The following is a 16500-nucleotide window of genomic DNA, read 5'->3' as shown; positions in this document are numbered from 1 at the left end:
GTTCTGAAGCTGTAGGCGCCCCCGCTGGCCCTCGGTGTGCCATTGTGGGTTTGCAAACAACCTGGATGGAGGCGTCTATGAAAAAGATCAGCGTGATAGGCGTTGATTTGGCGAGAGTGATCAATTGACGCGTTTATTCATAATCGCCTTGTCCGTTACCGTTCTGAATACGATGCCTATTTGGCTGGCCGAATTGGCCGTCAAAAGCGGAATTTAGGATGTATTGGTCGGCCTGATGGCAAGCATCGTCCTATTATCCTCTGCGGTCGGGTGCGCGATTGGATCCGACACGCGATACAGAGCTTTGCCACGCGCGGCTGGGATAGATAGTAGCGTGCTGCGGCATTGTTGGTGCTGCGATGGTAAACGCTATTTCAATGTCGGTTTTGTTTGCCGGGGCGAGTAGTGTCGGACTGTTGTTGGGCATTGTTCTGGCTCTACCCCTGTCGCGCAGTTTCACAGAAACAAAGGCTCTGCGAATGATCGGCAATGGAATGGCCATTGGGTGTGCCGCTTCGTTCATTCTGTTGGTTACAATCCATGTAGCCGAGATTTCACTACTGCCGCTTTTGGCCTTTCTTTCGGCGATACAAGTAATCTTGTTGTTGCGGAAAATTCCGGTGCAAAACCAGAGCAAGATAGGGCACTTCAACTGGAAGCAGGACATTAGCTTGCTGCCGTTTTTCATCTGTATGGGTGCCTACTGGGCCTTTCTCTAAGTGTATTTGGTAGAGCTGAACCTTGGCAGTCTCAGCGCCTGGCTGGCCGGTAGCCTTTTGCTGTCCGGATTGGGTTTCTGCCTCGCTGGCATTTTGCCCAAGAAGTTGAGCCTGCACGCCCAGGTCGTTGGCCTGCTTCTCGCAGCATTTGCGGGCGGGCTGACCTATCTGTCTGAATTCGAGGTGCTGATCGGCGCAACTATCCTATTGAATACATTCTGACTTTTTCTGTTCTTTCCGCTTTACCTGAATCGGACAGACGCACCAGCCGCAGGTATGGCTCGCTACCTTCTGGGGCTTGCAATGGGGGCATTATCGGAGGCCTTGTTATCGCTATCCGGCTTTGGCCGCCGCCATTGCGGTCTCCGGTTTGATCGCCGTACCTGCAATGCGGCGTCTAAGACCTAATTCGGATATTCCGGAATTTTGAGCCCGGCCTTGCGCCATCCTCGCACGGCCATCTCGCCGTGTTCCGGAGTGATCCCGGTCGACGCGATTTCCTCATGGACGACGTCCTCAAAGATCGGGAACATTTCCCGCATGAACTCGGCTGCTGCTTGGGCTTTCTCAGTGTTGCCCAATTCGCCATGAAGCCAGGCAAGATGCGCCTGATACCAAAAAATTGGGCATGGGAACTTTCTCGATCTCGATCAGCGCGACCTCGGTAAAGCCCTGTGAGGCATAGAGCCAACATCGCGCGTAGTGGTACCATCCGGGGTGAACTGGGCTCAGGTCAATTGCGCGATCCAACAATTCGACCGCACGATCATATTCACCCAGGAACAGATGGCAGGAACCGATCTTGGCCAACACATCGCAATGGTCGGAATTCAACTCGAGCGCCCGTTCGGCCGCAACCCTAAATCCGGTGATGTCCATCTGATAGAAGATGGTCAACGCCAGTGTCATCTGCGCAAACGCATTCAGCCCGTCGCGTTCACCGCCTTGCGTACAGCTTCTGCCGAAAGCGCCAAGGCATCCACATCGGGGTGCTGGTTGACGTGATATCGGTATTCTTCCAGCAAAAGCATGGCATATGCCGCCCACCCATCTGACGATTGGGAATCAGTTTCGAGTGCATCCTTTAACCTGTCCCGAATGTCAGCATGAACAGAGTGATCGTAGGACCGATAGTACTCTTAAAACTGCGCAACGAGAAAATAAGTGTCCCAGGGACTCGTCCGCCCGCCGGGTAGTGATCGCGCAGCGTGTTTCGCCACCAGTCCGTGGCGACTGCCAAGCCGTCCGGCAATCAAGGCGGCTATGTCTTCCTGAATATCCAACAACTCTTCGGGTCCGCCGCCGCGATCGAATTGTTCGGTGGCGACGAGCCTGCCGTTTCGTGCCTCAGTCACTTGTACAGTCACCAGCAACTGGCTTTGTGACCTTCGGATGCTGCCTTCGACAACATGGGTGACCGCATATCTGTCCGACATCTCAGAGTTTGAAACCTTTTCCGAAGCCAACTGCGCGGTTGTGCGATGTGACAACAGGGTGAGTTCGCGAAACCGGGACAGGTTGGTGATCGTGTCTTCGGTCAGTCCTTCAGCCAAAAACCGGTCGTTGGAACTTGTGCCCAAACTTCGGAACGGAAGAACTGCAAGAACAATCCCGTCCGGTGCCGGTGTATTTTGTGTTTTGGCCTCGGCGATGTCGACTTCAGCAACAAAGCGGAACCCCTTCCCATGCACAGTTCGGATCTTGTGCTGGGCCCGCCCCGTGTCACCAGCCAGTCGGCTCTTTCCAGCCTCAAGGAATTCCTTCGACTAGGAATAATACAGGCTCTCGACAATGCCTGCCCGGCGGCAAAGTGTTGCGATACTCTCCTCGCCGCGCAAGCCGGCCAGGACGATGCGCGGCACACGATCTTGCTGTGCGTTGGCGATAACATTCACACCATTTAACGCGCCAGGGCCAACCGTTGCCACGAGAATACCTGGTGCTCCGTTCATGTGATGCGCCCCTTAGGCCATAAAGCCGGCGCTATTCTCATGCTTGCATAGGACGAATTGGATGCCGACCTTTTCGAGGGCGTCTACAATAGTCAACACCTCTCCGCCGGGCATGCCGAAAGCGTGCTGGCAACCAGCCTCGTGGAGCCGCCGGGCGAGGAGGTCGGCGGCCCGCAGGTCTTTGTCAGTTTTCATGGGGCCTCCTATTGAGCCGCGTAACGCGCCATGTCGGCAAGGCAAGTATATCCGTCCCGTGTCTGGGGTGTTTTGATGCCAAGAATGTTCCCGGCGACTTGGGTTCGAAGGATCTGTGCGGTCCCGCCACCAATAGTGAACATGCGCACGTCGCGATACATCCGTTCCAGAGGTTCGCGATCGCTGTAGCCGCGTGCTCCAAACATTTGCAGCGCGTCGCTGACCACCTTTATGGCCATCTCGGACGCAAAGAGCTTGGCGCGGGCGGCCATCGTCATGTCTGGATACTGACTGCCATTTGGACCACGTGAACGCGCCGCTTCATGGAGAAGCAGCCGGGCCGCATGAACTTGCGTGTCCATATCGGCGAGCATCCATTGAAGCCCCTGGAATTCAGCGAGCGGGCGTCCGAACTGTTCGCGTTGTAAGAGATAGCGTTTGGCATGTGCGAGCGCCCCTGCCGCGACACCCATGGCAATGGTGCCGGCACCAACGCGTTGCGAATTGTAGGCGTTCATCAGGTCGGCGAAACCGCGCTTGAGACCCGAAGGTGGTTTGACTAGCCATTGCTCGTCGATCACGACATTCTCGAACCGCAATTCTGCTTCGGGCATACCGCATAGGCCCATCGTGTATTCTCGACCTACTACGGTGAACCCCCTTGGCATGTTACCCGAGATCGGGTCGGCAAACAGAATGAAGCCGCCAATCCCCTGTTCCACGCCTGCCTCATCGAGCACGCGGGCAAATACCAGGTGGAGCTTCGAAACCCCACCACCTGTGATCCAGTGCTTGGTCCCGTTGAGGATGTATGTGTTACCCTGTTTCCGGGCGGTAGTCTGCATTTCGGTCGCGGCACTTCCTGCGTGAGGTTCCGTGATGCAGATCGCGGGCTTGTCTCCTGCCAACACATGTTGAGCGCAAAAAGCCTTCTGCTCGTCATTGCCATACCCCATGACCGCGCTGATACCGCCCATGTTGCCTTCGACAACGATGCGGGCCGTTAGGGTACAGGCTTTCGCGATCTCTTCGACCACCATGGTCACGTCCAGAAAACTTGCGCCCTGCCCGCCATATTTCTTTGGAATAGACATGCCCATGATGCCGACATCAACCAGCTCGCCAATGTTCGGCCAACAATAGGTGCGCGATCTGTCCCACTCTGCGGCGCGTTTCTCAAATCCTGGGGCCAGTTCTCTTGCAACGTTCACAAGCGGATGCGTCATGGCGTGTCCCTCGTTTCTGTTTTCACCAGAATACGCTTGCGGAAATACAACTCAATATAATAAGATTTAATATCAAATACATAATTTCTTAAGTTATGCAGACACGCTCTCTCAGAACCCTCATGCGGATCTCCAAGGTCGGCTCCTTTGCAAAGGCGGCCGAGCAACTAAACATGACGTTGTCCGCACTCTCCATGCAGATGAAGGCACTCGAGACGGAGCTTGGCGTTGACCTCTTTGACCGCACCGTGCGACCACCGCGACTTACGCCAATCGGTCGGACTATCGTCGAGGCATCAATCCCCCTCCTGCAGCATGAAGATAGCCTTCTCGAAATCTGCCGCCCGACAGACACGCTGGTCGGGCATTTCCGAATTGGTTTTGTCACAACATCTGCCGTTCGCCTGCTGCCGGGCTTCTTGAACAACGCAAAGCATCACGCACCGCAAGCGACCTTCTCGTTTGAAACCGGCCTGTCCAAGGCACTACAGGAGAAGATCGTAAGCGGACAGCTTGATGCCGCGCTTGTCACGGATGCCGAAGGTGTTCCCGACGCGCTTGCGGAATTGGTGCTTCGAGAGGAACCCTTTGTCTTTGCGGCCCATGAGAGCTTGCTGAAAGACGGCCTCGGCGGTTTATTGAATGCGCAGCCGTTCTTTCACTTCATGCCCGACACAGGGATCGGAAAACTCATTGCTGGAGAGATGCTGAAGCACGAAAGACCAAAGGGTTCCGAGACTATTGTCCTCGATAATCTTGAAGCGATCATGGAGTGTGTCTCGGCGGGTCTGGGTTTTACGCTTCTGCCCGCCCCCGATGTTATGCGGTATCGGTCTGACGACGTCAAAAGCATCCGGCTTCCCCAAACATCAGCCAGAAAACTCGTTCTTGCGACCGTGCGCGAGGGCGCACTGGCTGGAAGGGAGGCGGTGCTCGCGGAGTTGTTTTCGGCCGACGAGGCTCACGTTGTGAGCAAAAAAGATTGACCTTTCCCACGCTCGCGACCTCGGCTGAATCGACGAGGAACTTGACGCAACCGTGTAACACTGAGCAATACCGAGAAATTCACGTTCAACACCGGCCCTCAGCGGCCGTCAATTGGAGACAAGAGCGCTATGGTGTGCCTCTCCAAAAGCGGACATCGCTACCATTGACTTGCTACGATAGACTGGCAACCGCACCGACAAATTCGGTCCACCTTTCGCGATCCACAAACCCATAATGTCCTGCGCCTGCCCACTCGTGCGCTGTGCAGCGGGGGAGCTCAGAGCAAAGGTGCCGTGGCATTTCCGGTGAGATGATGTCGTCCGCGGTACCATAAAACATCTCCACTGGCTGCCGGATCTCCTTTGGTGAAAATCCCCAGTCCCAAAGCGCCATCGTCATTTCGAAAACACCTTCCTCGTGTTGTAAGTAACCAAGACGAAAGTTTTCTTCGAAAATGGCTTGCTGCTCTGGATTGCGGAGTATTGTTTTGGCTTCGTTGGGCATTTGGTCAACGACAGACTCCACATATGAAGGGATGTCTTTCATTGCACTATTGGCGCCCATACGCTCTGCCCAACGGATCAGAAAGGTCAGATGGCGCAGTTTCGCGATGGTCTTCAGGTCCTTCAGCACCAGCATTTTGGTCACGCCGGGCTCATCAAATGGCGCCACAGGAGAAGCGAGCGCTACTTTGCGCACACGTTCGGGCATGTGAAATGCCACCGCCAAAGCGTGGGGGCCGCCGCCGGAATGGCCCGCTACGTTGAATGTATCGAGGCCAAGATGATCAGCCAGATTCTCCATATCGGGGCCCCAATCGACCATTTTCCGATCCTTCTTTGGACTGGACCCTCCGACACCGGGCTGGTCTGCTGCAATCCACCGCACACCAAGCGAGGCGGTTAGGCTGTCGTCGGGTTGACGAATTACATGAGAGTCGGAAAACCCGTGGCTAAAAATCACGGGTGTTCCGTTAGGGTCGCCGTATGTGCTGAAAGCGAGCGTTCTACCATCTCTGAGAGTTATGTGTTCGATCAAGTTGTTCTCCTAAAACGAAATAATCTTGGGTTGTGAGTTCATTGGAGTGCTGGCAGAGATATGATCCAAGGGTACGAGCGTTCTTACTTATTGGGTACCTTATTCTTTGGTCCGTATAGTGAAATGCAGATGTCAGTTCGGGCCCACTCCGAACTGAGCGACCTGAATGGTGACAATCGGATCAAGCGCTTGTGGAAAGCTCCAACTTCTCGGAGCTTTCGCCGTTAAGTATGACGCCTTACCTAGTCGGTGAATGTATATTCACCCAGATCACATAGGTTCAGCGAATAATCTTCGGCTTCGGAACCGTCGGCAAAGATGCCCCGGATATCATAGACACAGGTCGTTAGCCCGTCTGCGATATCCACGCCAATTTCATACCCAGGAGCCAGATAGCCACCCGCCAAGAGGTTTGCTTCCCAATCATCGGATGATGCGGGGGAAACGTTGAATTCAACCAGGTCGGCACTGCTGTCGTTGTAGAGCAGGAATTCCAGATCTTCCGCTTGAGCCGGCGAATGAACGGCCAATGCCGCCATGACAAGTGCTGCAGAGATTAGAGTTTTCATTGTGTTGATCCTTCTGTCTGATCGTTAAATTGTTTGTGGGCCACCTTTGCTCGTGATTGATAAAGTGAGTGAGCGGTGCGGTGGCCCACAAGAGACGGTACGAGGGGGGGGAGGCACCGTCTTTATCTCGTGGAGTATGGTTCAGAACCGGAATTCGAAACCCAATTGGCCAGCAACGCCGTAGTCGTCAGAGCTGCTGCCAAATCCGGTCTGGGCGGACACTTCTCCGAACAACGTGGTGTTTGCCGTGATGTCCATGTGGCCACCCAGTGTCAGCTCGACGTTGTTCCTGCCGCGTTCGGTCAGAACCGTGTCGTTTCCAAAGGACACGGACGTTTCATCATCAAACGCATGGTAATAGTCGAACTGGCCAAAAAGGACACTGGTGCCGAACTCACGCTCGGCCCGCAGACCGATGCGCGCACTCAGCGTGTCACCGTCAGACACCGTTCCGGCCGTATCGGTTGAAACATCGTTGAGATCGTCGGAATCGACATTGCTGTAGAGAAGTTGCGCCTGGGGAATAAGGTTCAGCCCATTATTAAGGGCGAAAACCTTGCCAACTTCGATGGAGGCGGCAAAGCCATCCCCATCCGTATCGGACTCCTGGCCACCAGCGGCTCTGGTCGTGCTGTCGAAGATCGCATAGCGCACCTGGCCATCCAGATAGAGTTGGCTATCAGCCAGCCACAACGCGCTCAACGTCACATCATAGGCGTCGGTATCAATCGTGCCGTCCGCCAATGATGTTTCGCTGTTTGTCGATAGTGTCGTTGCCCCGAACTCGAACCCACCAATCAGAGAGCCGCTGCCAATCTCGGCAAATGGCAGGCTGGCACCGACACGCAGGCCGCCGCTGGTCGTTTCATTGGTACGATCACCAGACGTATAGCGGTCGCGCCCACCTTCAGCGTTCAGCCAGACCAATGGTTGATCGGTAGTGCTGAGCTCGATTAGAGATCGGCTGACCGTGTTCGCGTCTTCTGCGTCTGTTCTGCCGGTCAGGCGGCGCAACGCTCCATCCAAGGCAATCTGGTCGCTGAACTGTTGGACACCAGCTGCAAGGAACGCCCGGTTCGGGTTCAGGTTCACCCCACCGTTCGCAGTGAAGGGGGACAGAATGAACTCACCTGTTGCCGGATCGTAATCCAGCAGGAAGGTATACGCGCCTCCGACGATTGCGGTTTCTCCGCCTTTGGTCACGAAATCACCGTTCACCAGATGGAAATCGGCGGCAGAGCTCGTGTCAGAAACCGTGGCCAGCGCATAAGTCTGAAGATTTGCAAGAGTACCGGATTTCTGGACCTGCAGGCCTTGTTGTGCCCCTACGCTGTTGCCTGTCACAATCAACTGGTCGTTGGTTCCGGCATCAAAATCAACATCGAGCGCAACAGTGCCGGACCCTGTCAGATCGCCGCCAATGGTCAGGCGATCACCCCCGCGCCCATCCGCCAAACTGATAAGACCATCGTTGTTGACTTCTCCTTCAACCCTGACCGCCCCCGATCCGCCAAACCCAGCCTGGAAACGGCTGGTCGCGTCGATCCGCAGGTTGCTGTTCAGAGACAGGTTTGCCTCCCCTGCTGCGATGGTTGATCCGTTGTTTGCCGCAAGAGAAATAATATTTGATGCTGAACTGTCCAGAGTCAGGACACTTCCATTGTCTGCCGTCAGGTTTTCCCAATTGGTGAACAGAGCGCCGTCGAAATTGCCGTTGAAGGCCGAAAAGGTCACGGCATCTTGCGTGCCATCACCGCCGTCGAACAAAGTTGCCGCGCTGATATCCGCACCCCCTTCAATCGTCAGCGCGTCGATACCGTCACTCAGCAGCACCTCACCTGCAATCGCTGATCCCGACCGCAGAATGACATGGCTATTGCCGCCATCACCGTCGACAATCGCCTCGCCAGACGAAGAAGAAACCGACGCACCGCTGTTGAGAGTGATCACGCTCGACCCGCTGGGCGTCCGGGTCAGAATCCCGGCACCAAACCCCCCTGAAACAGCGCCGGACACGGTAACTGATGTCAGGCCTGACCCAAAGTTTTCGGCGTGTATCCCGTTTGAAACGCCGCTGATCATGCCAGTGGAGGTGACTGAAAGATCGGTACCATTTTCGTTCTGTGCTAATAGACCATTGCCAGTGGTGCCAGTGACATCAGACGTCGAAATCGTCAGAGCACCGCTGCCTCGGTTAATGGCCACAAGTCCGGTCGTGCCAGTGACGTCCGACGTCGTAATCGTCAGCGCTCCACTGCCATCGTTGCGTGCGTATATCCCGAACGACCCACCTGACACGGCTCCCGACGATGTAATTGAAAGATCCGTGCCAAAGTCAAAGTTTCGGGCATAGATGCCACTGCCCAGGGTTCCGGTGACATCCTTCGCTGCAATCGTCAGGGCTCCGGAGCCGTCGTTTCGCGCCTGGATTCCGTGCGTAGCACCGCTGATCGTGCCAGTGGATGTGACCGACAGGTTCGCACCATAGTTATTCAGGTTCAGCCCGTTTTGGCGGGTTGATGTCACATCCGCGACCGAAACGGTCATATCTCCGGTGCCGGTGTTACTTGCGGAAATCCCACGCCAGCTACTTGTCACATGCCCGCTTGTCGTGATCGAAAGGTCGGTGCCTCTGTTAATGGCAAGAATACCTGAATTGTTGGCGGTTCCGGTGACGTTGGCCGCAGAGATCACCAGCGATCCTCTGCCATAGTTACGAGCATTGATGCCGTACCCATCATCTGTGCTGATCGCGTCTCCGACGTCGATCGTTATACCTCCGGTCGTTCCGCGACCACTTGCGTAAATTGCATCACGAGCACCCGTCACAGTACCCGATGCCGTAACCGATAATTTGGTGCCGGAGCCGTGATTTGCCGCCCTTATCCCAGAACCGTTGGTCCCGGTGACTTCCGCAGTTGTGATCGTCAGTGCGCCCGTGCCATCGTTGTATGCGTCGATACCGGTGGAGTGGCCCAGAACCGGTCCGGACGCCGTAATGGACAGATCGGAGCCGCTGTTTTGGACAGAAATTCCTTCGGCGCCATAGCCGACCACCTCTTCAACAGCAATCGTCAACGCGCCGGTGCCATTGTTTGTGGCTGCAATCCCCCGATCGCCGCCGATGACACGGTCAGTTGCAGTGATGGAAAGATCGCTACCGGAATTCGCCGCCGAAATGCCGTCACCTATAGCACCAGAGACACCTGCCGCCGAGATTGTTGTCGCACCGCTACCGGTGTTTAGCGCAAATATGCCAGACCGGCCCCCTGAAACGATCCCGGAGGTTGTGATTGAAAGGTCCGTGCCACGGTCGTTCCTGGCATAAATCCCGTCATCCGCCGCACCGCTGACATTCGCCGCTGTAATTGAGATGCTCCCTTCCGACAACTCACTGTATTTTCGAGCGAAGATACCGTTGCGCGCTCCGCTGAGCGTGCCGGTCGTGGTCACCGTCACATCGCCGCCGCCATAAACGACGGCTCGAAGCGCGTCGTTGGATTTCGAAATGATTGTTGACTCATTGTTGTCGGTAAACGTCACGCCCAAATTACTGAACAGATCAATGGCGTTATGGGAATTGAAAGGCTCAATGCCAAAGCCGGGAAGCGTTTCTACAGATATGGGCGCGCCGTTGATGATCGTCACGCTGGTGTCGTTGATCGGATCAGCCGGCCCGGAACACAAATAAATGCCGGGGACCTCCAGGCCACAACTACCCGCAAGCGCAGAGCCTGCAGTCAGCAGCGTGGTCGCGCCAAGTGCCGCCGCAGAAACGCCCGAAAGAATGCGTCCCAATGCTGGCGCGTAACTTGCCACTTGACCCTTATACTTTGTCATCCGACCGCCACGCAGAAGGAGTGCTCGATAGTGTGGCAGGTTCGTGCTCTGATCTGTTTTACTCATTATGTCCGTACCAATTTTGATTTTATTGTTGAGTTTTCTATGCTTGCTTCGGAAGGGTGATCAGCGTTGCGGCCTCAGGGGTGCCGGGTGCAACTGCCATCGGGCAGAGATGACCCGGCAAAAGCTCAAGGTCGTAGAGCTCGGCCACATCGCCATCTATCCGTAGCCAGTCCACACAAGTCCTGGTCTCAAGATCTATTATCTGGAGTCCGCACCACGGCGCGCTGTCGGCCTTGTTAAGGCGGGCTTCAAGCTCCAGCCCCTCGAACCGCTTGTAACGGGGCTTGGACAGGCCGACGAAGGCGTAACGACCATGCACGGCCAGACCACGGGCAAAACCGGGGCAAAAAACATGCGGCTCAAAACAACCCTTGCCGTTCCGGTCGAATTCGACTGTGCCCAACTCTCCGCGGCCGGAATTCAGCAGCCACAACCGTCCGTCATGCCATCGCGGCGAATGCGGCATCGACAGGTTGTCGCAAACGATGTCTCCCGTCTCGACATCAATAACGATGCCCCCATCCGCACGCCGGTCGCGCCAACCGTCGATCGTGTCCGACCGGCTGACAGCTGTGACATATCGGGGGTGCCCGTCCTTCATCGCCAACCCGTTCAGGTGGCATCGATCCTCATCCACCAGCGATGATATGAACGGGGGCCGCCAAACCTCTCGAAAGCTGTGGCGCGGGTCCGGCGTTGCGAGGCAATTAAATCGCGTGTTGACGAAGATCGCCTTGCCTGCGGCGTCGATGCCAAGGTCGTGCAGATCCAGCTGCCCGGTAAACTCGCTCTGACGCGGCATGAAGGCGGCGTCGAACAGATCATTCACACGCTCCTGCGGATCCAGCACGTTCTGCAGGTGCAGAATTTGATCGTCTGCTGCCAGCGACAACCCGTGCGCGCCATGACGGTGGATACCCATTGGTCGGGGGAAAGCCATCTGATGGATGTTGATCCCACCACCCGGCTTGACCCCCACCATGTAAAGGAACCCCGACTGGTAGGAGGTAAAGGCGATGGACAGCCCAAGCCCTCCGAGCCGGTCGGCCAGACCCGCAGAGACCGAATAGTCAACTTTGGGTGTCGTCGGAGAAGAACCCGTTGTGTTACTTTCAGCGGCTGCGCCAGACTGAAATTGTTCGCAGAGAACATCGCTCATCGCGCGTCCTCCGGCAGAGACCAAGCCGTAACGGCAAGGTTGTTTGAACCAGTGTTGCCGCCTCTTATGCGGCTGAAAGATGACCTGCTGCGTCGCATCCCAAACCCCTGAGTACCGGATCAGCATCCGAACCAGTAAATTCATTGCCTTAGAACGGATTTGGTTTCGAGCAGGCATTCGCCGAGCTGGACGCAGTGGTACCATTTATGAACGGAATGAATCTCGTGCTGCGCTGGATGCCGGGTACAGGTGAATGCAGGTCGAAAGATCAGGAAAACTCAGCCCTGACCGACACAGTGATTACGTAGAATTCAGCCTAAAGATTCGACGAGAACGCCACCTCGCAGGACGGCAGCCGCTCTCATTCAAATTCAATGTGGTTCGGTCTTTTTTGAACCATTCGACTGCCGCTTTGGAGGCGCAACTGGCAAACGCAAAAGACTGGACTTGGAGCGGGCCCCGAGCCGTAAAAAAGCAGTGCTTTGAGTTGGCAGGAATTGTTGCGAGTTTCATAACTCACATAAGCTAGCCTTCCTGTAGGTCCGGAGAGGTCTCCGGCATCCCGGCGTTAACCTAGTGCCGCCGCCTTTAGCGAAGACCTCAGTCTCCAGTCCCTTCCGGTCGGTGGGATTAGTCTTTGAAACTCAGGCAATTTTTCCCGTAGCCCCTCGCGGTAGTCTGTCGGTGAAACACCGTAGTGTTCCATGAACGCTCGGGAAAATGCCGGGCGAGTAGAGAACCCTGTTTTATAGGCAACATCACCAATATTGCAGTTGGCATCGGCCCTTAGCAGGCCCGCGGCTTTTTCCAATCGTATCAATCGAATAAGGCGCTGAGGTGTGTCCGTTTGCTGGCAAATCTGGTACAATTTGGAACGTGATATTCCGACTGCCTTGGCAATCACTTCCGGTGTCAGGTCACGACGATGGAAGTTCCGATGGATAAAATCTACAACCGTGCAAAGGACGGTTTCATCTCTGATTTCGCGCGTTTCGAGTTCCTGTATCCGCTGATGTCTGAACGCGTCGACAGTGAGGCGATAGAGCATATCAGAAAGCGTTTCGATTTCGCGATCGTCCGCGTGATTCAATTCGCTGAACACGCCGGTAATTGCAGTTTTGAGAATTCTGGTGACCGGGCTGTCTCGCAACACCAAGCCGTGTAGCTGCGAGATTCCAGGAACCTCTTCCTGAATCTTCTTCCGATGCAGATTCAACGAGTAAGACGTCGCCCCTTTATGCTGGTAGGAAAACGGTCGCTCGGTGTCGAGCGAAAGCAGCTCCCCCGTCCTGGTATGCGCCGAACCTTCTGAATGACGCGTCGACAGATCTTCTCCTTTGAATTGAAAGTGTACTCCAAAGTAGTTCCTTTCCGCGCGCGCCATGCCAAGCTCCGATCTGTGGAAGACGCACGGCGTCAAGGTTTGGTATGTGTAAATCAAGAATTTCGGAGTTATTTTGGCTTCGCCAGTGAGGCTAAACGGGTCATCAACAGGTCCGGGGCGATCAACTTCATAACCCGCCAAGTCGAACAGTTCCTCGCGAAACAACGCGTATTGCTGCTTTTTCGGCGACAAGTTGGTGTCAAATCTGTGGGAGATTAACGTGTTTTGCTCTACCATAAGTAACCTTTGAAGACAGTACCTTTATCACTTTGAGTTCCGCACATACTCATTTCGTCAAGACGGGCACAATAGTGCTGCGAGGGCGTACAGAGAACGTCGAATTCACGGGTTGGGCTCTCGGCTGCGGACAATGTAAGCCCAATACCAATCCTGTGACGTGAAACCGTTTCTCGAGCATGGCCCGGGGCCGCCCTTCACTACAATCGCCACGCCGCGGTGGAACTGAGACGAAGCGGACATTGGCCGGAAACCTCATCCAACACATAGGTAGCGCAGCCACGGCACGTGTTGGACGAGCGCTTCCGAAAGTGTTCCGACCTATTCCAACAGTCCTTTTTCCTGATAATATTTCAGTGCGCCCGGATGGATTGGCGCTGAAAGACCAGCCGTGACCATTTCCTCTTTGGTCAGGTTGGCGAAGGCCGGGTGGAAGGTGCGAAAATCGTCGAAGTTCTCGAAGATGGACGACACCAAGGCATAAACCGCCGCATCAGATACGTTGGCCGATGTCACAAGTGTTGCACCGACCCCAAAGGTATCGACGTCGCTGTCGGTACCGCGATACATACCGCCGGGAATTGTGGCCGAGCGGTAATAGGCGTTGTTGTCGATCAGACCCGTTACGGCTTCACCGGTCACAGGTACCAGCTTGGCGTCGCATGTGGTGGCAGCCTCGGTCAGGTTGCCCGAGGGATGGCCAGCCGTGATAATGAATGCGTCGATCTGGTTGTCGCACAAGGCACTGGATTGCTCGGCTGACTTCAACTCGGCGGCAAGGGCGAACGTGTCTTTGGTCCAGCCTTTGGCGTCCATGAGCACCTCCATGGTGCCGCGCTGGCCAGAGCCGGGATTGCCGATGTTGACCCGCTTGCTCGCCAGATCGTCAAAATGCTCGATCCCCGAGTCTGCGCGCACCATCACGTTGAAGGGTTCGGCGTGAACGGAAAACACTGCACGCAGGTCTTCGAAAGGTCCGGCTTCTTCAAATTTAGAGGTGCCGTTAAGCGCGTGGAATTGCCAGTCGGACTGTGCAACGCCAAATTCCAATTCACCTTCGCGGATGGTGTTGATGTTATAAACCGAACCGCCTGTGGATTCGACCGTGCAACGCACGCCAGTTTCCTTGCGGTTCTTGTTCATCAGACGGCAAATTGATCCGCCGGTGGGATAGTAAACCCCGGTCACGCCACCTGTGCCAATCGTGACAAACTCTTCTGCCTGAGCTGCCGCAACTCCAAGCGACAGTGCCATTGCCGTAGCTAAGATCCTGTTCTTTTTCATCGTTTCCTCCCTGTGAATATGTGTTGTTTTGATTGGTAATGATCGTGGTGTCAGCGCACTGGGTTTTGTCAGATCGATCCAATCACGTCCTGATACCCAAACAGTGCCGGTAGCCCCCCGGTATGCAGCATGACGACCTTTTGGCCCTTGCAGATCACACCCTCGTCCAACAGTCCCAATAGCCCGGCAAATGTCTTTGCCGAGTAGACTGGATCCAAGAAAATACCTTCAGTGCGCGCCATGAGGGTCAGGGCATCACGCGTCCCTTCCCCGACTCGCCCATATCCGGGCGCGAGTGCGCCATCCCAGACGTTGATGCCGTTCATGACGATCGCCGGGTCGAAATCCATCAAGGCGGCCAATCTGCCGAGGACTTTTTCCATGCGCGCGTATTGCTGATCCTGATCGCGTCGCACACAGATGCCGTAGACGGGCGCGCGCATTCCGGACAGCCGTAGCCCCGTCAGAAACCCGCCGTGGGTTGAGCCGCTGCCCGAAGGCACGACTGCGGCATCAAAATCGCTCATTTGCGCGCTCAGTTCCGCGCCCCCCTGGACATAGCCCAATGCCCCCAAGGGCGGGTGGTCGACACCAAGGTGGATGACATAGGGCCGATGGCCGGCGGCAACCAGCTGAGCCGCCCTTTCATGCAGGGCATTGTCCGCGCCGACTTCATCTTCTCCTACCGGAAAGTGCATGTGTTCAGCGCCCAGGATTTTGGCCAGCAGGACATTGCCCGACTGGTAGTACTGCTCTCCCATGCCCGGCACCCGCTCTTCCAGCTGCAGAACGGATTTCATCCCCAAACGGGCCGCCGCGGCGGCCGCTGTGCGTACAAAGTTCGACTGTACCGCTCCGGTAATCAGGACGGTGTCAGCCCGCTGTTGTAACGCTTCGCCAAAATAGAACTCCAACTGCCGAGTCTTGTTGCCACCAAAGCTAAGCCCGGTCAGGTCGTCCCGTTTCAGCCAGAGGTCAATACCCAGGCGGTCTGACAGGCGATCCAGCCTTTCGACCGGTGTGACTTCGGTCATCAAACGAGCGCGCGGGAACTCAGACAGTTTCAGGTCGATATTCATCTGTTCAGTCATCACTTGTCATCCAACCAGATAGGCACGGCGGAACAGGGCCGCGCACGCGAGAATCGAGATAATCCGAATGGCGTGGGTAATGGCCTGTTGCGGCAGCAGCGGACCGATCACGTGCCCCAGCAGACTGCCAGCAATTGTGGCCGCGACAAACGGCAAAAGCCACGGGGCGCTGGCAAAGGCCGCCCAGTCCGACAGGCAGTGCAACGCGAAGGCTGAACCATATGCGACCAGTGCCACGGGCTGTACCAACCGACGCGCTTCGTGCGGGGTTCGACCCGAGGCCAGAAAGCCCAGAATCATCAAAGGACCGGGAGTGGCTGCCCACACTGTGGCAAGGCCGGACAGGCCCGAAATTGCCTGAAATCCCCGCGGCCCAACCTTGTTATCCTGCGGCAGCAACGAGGTGGCTACTCCGACAAGTAAAAGAACGCCCGTCAGGACCAACACCATGCGTTCCGACAGATAAGGGTAAATCAAAAGACCCAGAGCGATGCCCGCAACACACCCAATCACCGCATTTCGGATCAGTGCAGTGTTCATGGACCACACCCGCCTGTTCGACGCGACAAGCGATACGAGTGTGTTCAGCATAAGCAAGACCGGAACAGCCGTGGCCGTCCCCAGCAACACCATCATCACAGGCGCTACAACGATGCTGAACCCAATCCCGACCCCGACCTGAATCGCTGCCCCTGTTAAAATGGCAAGCAGCAAGATCAGTAGGTCAGCGGGCACGTTTCGATCCATTGTTTC

15 protein-coding genes and 1 pseudogene are annotated in these 16500 nt (G+C 55.8%); 3 read left to right on the top strand and 13 right to left on the bottom strand.

Annotation, left to right across the window (positions count from 1 at the left end; all coding sequences use genetic code 11):
- The first annotated feature begins 359 nt into the window (after nt 1-359).
- Together ACR0KW_RS17675 and ACR0KW_RS17670 are read left to right on the top strand one after the other, a co-directional pair.
- Nucleotides 360-719 (top strand): hypothetical protein, encoded by a 360-nt coding sequence (locus ACR0KW_RS17675; protein WP_480806185.1) that lies wholly within the window; start codon nt 360-362, stop codon nt 717-719.
- On the top strand, nt 720-941 hold the full coding sequence (locus tag ACR0KW_RS17670) for a hypothetical protein (RefSeq protein WP_480806184.1): 222 nt from the start codon (nt 720-722) through the stop codon (nt 939-941). It begins immediately after the preceding gene.
- Nucleotides 942-1123: 182 nt separating this feature from the next.
- On the opposite strand, the gene ACR0KW_RS17665 is transcribed toward ACR0KW_RS17670, so the two are convergent.
- The 5 genes and pseudogenes from ACR0KW_RS17665 to acdA all read right to left on the bottom strand — a co-directional run bounded on the left by ACR0KW_RS17665 (nt 1124) and on the right by acdA (nt 4092).
- Nucleotides 1124-1261, bottom strand: a complete 138-nt coding sequence (locus tag ACR0KW_RS17665; protein ID WP_480806183.1) for a hypothetical protein — start codon at nt 1259-1261, stop codon at nt 1124-1126.
- 25 nt (nt 1262-1286) lie between these two features.
- Nucleotides 1287-1628, bottom strand: a complete 342-nt coding sequence (locus ACR0KW_RS17660) for a tetratricopeptide repeat protein (protein ID WP_480806182.1) — start codon at nt 1626-1628, stop codon at nt 1287-1289.
- A gap of 230 nt (nt 1629-1858) precedes the next feature.
- Nucleotides 1859-2272, bottom strand: coding sequence for a hypothetical protein (locus ACR0KW_RS17655; protein ID WP_480806181.1), 414 nt, complete (start codon nt 2270-2272; stop codon nt 1859-1861).
- Between the two features lie 276 nt (nt 2273-2548).
- Nucleotides 2549-2866: pseudogene (locus ACR0KW_RS17650) on the bottom strand (thiamine pyrophosphate-binding protein); the annotation flags it as partial.
- Nucleotides 2867-2874: 8 nt separating this feature from the next.
- Nucleotides 2875-4092 carry a 3-sulfinopropanoyl-CoA desulfinase gene (gene acdA / locus ACR0KW_RS17645; protein WP_480806180.1) on the bottom strand — a complete coding sequence of 406 codons (1218 nt, stop codon included), beginning with the start codon at nt 4090-4092 and terminating at the stop codon, nt 2875-2877.
- A 95-nt stretch (nt 4093-4187) separates the two neighbouring features.
- Here acdA and ACR0KW_RS17640 point away from each other — a divergent pair, with 95 nt between their 5' ends.
- Nucleotides 4188-5078, top strand: coding sequence for a LysR family transcriptional regulator (locus ACR0KW_RS17640; RefSeq protein ID WP_480806179.1), 891 nt, complete (start codon nt 4188-4190; stop codon nt 5076-5078).
- A 172-nt stretch (nt 5079-5250) separates the two neighbouring features.
- Here ACR0KW_RS17640 and ACR0KW_RS17635 read toward each other — a convergent pair whose 3' ends face one another.
- The 8 genes from ACR0KW_RS17635 to ACR0KW_RS17600 all read right to left on the bottom strand — a co-directional run bounded on the left by ACR0KW_RS17635 (nt 5251) and on the right by ACR0KW_RS17600 (nt 16482).
- Complete coding sequence (locus ACR0KW_RS17635) at nt 5251-6117, bottom strand: alpha/beta fold hydrolase (protein ID WP_480806178.1); 867 nt, start codon at nt 6115-6117, stop codon at nt 5251-5253.
- Between the two features lie 242 nt (nt 6118-6359).
- On the bottom strand, nt 6360-6686 hold the full coding sequence (locus ACR0KW_RS17630) for a hypothetical protein (RefSeq protein ID WP_480806177.1): 327 nt from the start codon (nt 6684-6686) through the stop codon (nt 6360-6362).
- A 141-nt stretch (nt 6687-6827) separates the two neighbouring features.
- Nucleotides 6828-10526 carry an autotransporter outer membrane beta-barrel domain-containing protein gene (locus tag ACR0KW_RS17625; protein ID WP_480806176.1) on the bottom strand — a complete coding sequence of 1233 codons (3699 nt, stop codon included), beginning with the start codon at nt 10524-10526 and terminating at the stop codon, nt 6828-6830.
- A gap of 103 nt (nt 10527-10629) precedes the next feature.
- The gene (locus ACR0KW_RS17620; protein WP_480806175.1) at nt 10630-11751 is read right to left on the bottom strand and encodes a TIGR03032 family protein; all 1122 of its coding nucleotides are present in this window, start codon (nt 11749-11751) and stop codon (nt 10630-10632) included.
- Between the two features lie 568 nt (nt 11752-12319).
- On the bottom strand, nt 12320-13372 hold the full coding sequence (locus ACR0KW_RS17615; protein WP_480806174.1) for a helix-turn-helix transcriptional regulator: 1053 nt from the start codon (nt 13370-13372) through the stop codon (nt 12320-12322).
- Nucleotides 13373-13693: 321 nt separating this feature from the next.
- Nucleotides 13694-14656, bottom strand: coding sequence for a TAXI family TRAP transporter solute-binding subunit (locus ACR0KW_RS17610; RefSeq protein WP_480806173.1), 963 nt, complete (start codon nt 14654-14656; stop codon nt 13694-13696).
- A gap of 68 nt (nt 14657-14724) precedes the next feature.
- A complete protein-coding gene (locus ACR0KW_RS17605; RefSeq protein WP_480806172.1) occupies nt 14725-15747 on the bottom strand; it encodes a D-cysteine desulfhydrase family protein in 1023 nt (340 codons plus the stop codon).
- Between the two features lie 6 nt (nt 15748-15753).
- A complete protein-coding gene (locus ACR0KW_RS17600) occupies nt 15754-16482 on the bottom strand; it encodes a TSUP family transporter (protein WP_480806171.1) in 729 nt (242 codons plus the stop codon).
- Nucleotides 16483-16500: the final 18 nt, after the last annotated feature.

This window comes from Ruegeria sp. CG11, assembly GCF_056537245.1.
This window is presented reverse-complemented; position numbering and strand designations above follow the sequence as displayed.